This is a genomic window from Streptomyces sp. 13-12-16 (assembly GCF_002114215.1).
Classification (GTDB): Bacteria; Actinomycetota; Actinomycetes; order Streptomycetales; family Streptomycetaceae; genus Streptomyces.
Window position 1 is genome coordinate 5,358 of the sequence record NZ_NCTE01000981.1, and the last position, 2,405, is coordinate 7,762.

The window sequence follows — 2,405 nt, forward strand, 5'->3', positions numbered from 1 at the left end:
GAGACCCTAGCGAATGCCCGGTGAGGCGCCCAAGTGGGGGCGCCGGCAAGGGGCGACGGGCGGTACGGGCAAGGAACGAGGGTCAGCGCCGACAGGGACTGCCGGGCAGCGTCGCCGGCGCGGACACGCCCGGACCTGCGTGTTTACTTTCGCGATTACTTGCCTTTGCCAAGTTTTTGAGCCAGGAGACCCGTTTTTATTTGCCTTCAGCAACCATCGATTCCTATCGTTGCCCTAAGCAATCAAAACGGGAGGTGCCATGGCCGAGCAGGCGCAGTACGAGGAACTGGTCCGACAGTTCAGCGCCTTCGGCGCCGTCAAGCGGGAGATGAACCGGATCATGCCGACCGGCTGCCCCAGCGGCTCCGCCGCCGTGCTGGCACTGCTCGGCCGCCACGGCGACATGCGCATGAGCAGGCTCGCCGAGCTGCTGTCCGTGGACATGTCGGTCACCAGCCGCCACGTAGCCCACCTGACCGAGCGCGGCTGGATCGAACGCTCCCCCGACCCCGCCGACAAACGGTCCCGCATCCTGCACCTCACCCCCGCCGGCCGGATCCAGCTCGACGAGCTGTTCCGGCGGTCCACCCAGCTCCTCTCGGAGCGCCTGGACGACTGGTCCGACGACGAGGTCAGCCGGCTCACCCAGCTGATGACCCGGCTCAGAGACAGCTTCGGCGACTGCCGAGCGGTGCCCCGCCCGGCATCTCCCGCTCCCGAACAGACCACCCGTACACCCGCAAGCACGTAAGAGAAGGAAGTCCATGGCAACGACCACACCGAACGGTGTGCGGGCTCATGCCAAGCACGGGGGAGGCTCCTCCGCCGACGCTCCGATGACGCATCGGCAGATCATGGAGGCGCTGTCCGGGCTGCTGCTCGGCATGTTCTGCGCCATCCTGTCGTCGACCATCGTCACCAACGCCCTGCCCGAGATCGTCTCCGATCTCGGCGGCGGCCAGAGCGCCTACACCTGGGTCGTCACCGCCTCGCTGCTGACGATGACCGCCTCCACCCCCCTGTGGGGCAAGCTCGCCGACCTCACCAGCAAGAAGATCCTGGTCCAGGCGGCCCTGGTCGTCTTCGTCATCGGCTCCGTCGTGGCCGGTCTGGCGCAGAACCCGGCGATGCTGATCACCGCGCGCGCCATCCAGGGCCTGGGTGCCGGCGGTCTGTCCGCCCTGGCGCAGATCATCATGGCCGCGATGATCTCCCCGCGCGAGCGCGGACGTTACTCCGGCTACCTGGGCGCGACCTTCGCCGTCGCGACCGTCGGCGGCCCGCTGCTCGGCGGCGTGATCACCGACACCAGCTGGCTCGGCTGGCGCTGGTGCCTCTACGTCGGCGTGCCCTTCGCGATCATCGCGCTGATCGTGCTGCAGAAGACGCTGAACCTCCCCGTGGTCAAGCGGAAGGTCAAGGTCGACTGGGCCGGCGCCTTCTTCGTCACCGCGGCCGTCTGCCTGCTGCTCGTCTGGGTCACCTTCGCCGACGACAAGTACTCCTGGATGTCCTGGCAGACCGGCGTCATGGTCGGCGGCGCGGTCGTCCTGACGCTGATCTTCCTGCTCGTCGAGTCGAAGGCCGACGAGCCGATCATCCCGCTGCGCCTGTTCAGGAACCGCACCATCACCCTGGCCTCGCTGGCCTCGCTGTTCGTCGGCATCGCGATGTTCGCGGGCACCGTCTACTTCAGCCAGTACTTCCAGCTGGCCCGGGACAAGTCCCCGACGATGTCGGGCGTCATGACCATCCCGATGATCGGCGGCCTGTTCATATCGTCGACGGTCTCCGGCATCATCATCACCAAGACCGGCAGGTGGAAGAGCTGGCTGCTGGCCGGCGGCGTGCTGCTGACCGCGGGCCTGGGCCTGCTGGGCACCATGCGCTACGACACCCCGTACTGGCACATCGGCGTCTTCATGGCGCTCATGGGCCTCGGCGTCGGCATGATGATGCAGAACCTGGTCCTGTGCACGCAGAACCAGGTGGCCCCGAGCGACCTGGGCGCGGCCTCCTCCGTGGTGACCTTCTTCCGGTCCCTCGGCGGCGCGGTGGGCGTCTCCGTGCTCGGCTCGGTCATGTCCAGCCGGATCAGCGGCTACGCCCAGGACACCATCGGGCAGCTCGGCCCGCAGGAGCAGGCCGCCGCCGCCAAGGCCTCCGGCAGCGGCACTATCCCCGACATGGACCTGCTGCCCCCGTCCATCCGCACCTGGCTGGAGAGCGCCTACGGGCACGGCATCGCCGACATCTTCCTGTACGTCGCGCCGATCGCCCTGCTCGCCTTCCTGGTGACGCTGTTCATCAAGGAGGTCCCGCTGCGGACCTCCGGCGCGCTGGCCCAGGCCGCGGCGGAGGCCTCGGCCGGGACCGCCGCGCCGGCGGCCCCGGCCCCGGCGGAG

The 2,405-nt window shown here is 68.6% G+C and carries 2 protein-coding genes; both read left to right on the forward strand.

Annotated features, from left to right (window positions below):
- The first annotated feature begins 259 nt into the window (after window positions 1-259).
- A complete protein-coding gene (locus tag B7767_RS33670) occupies window positions 260-751 on the forward strand; it encodes a MarR family winged helix-turn-helix transcriptional regulator (protein WP_085575414.1) in 492 nt (163 codons plus the stop codon).
- A gap of 13 nt (window positions 752-764) precedes the next feature.
- Window positions 765-2,405, forward strand: a 1,641-nt coding sequence (locus tag B7767_RS33675; RefSeq protein ID WP_143652767.1) for an MDR family MFS transporter, incomplete at its 3' end; no start/stop codon positions are given.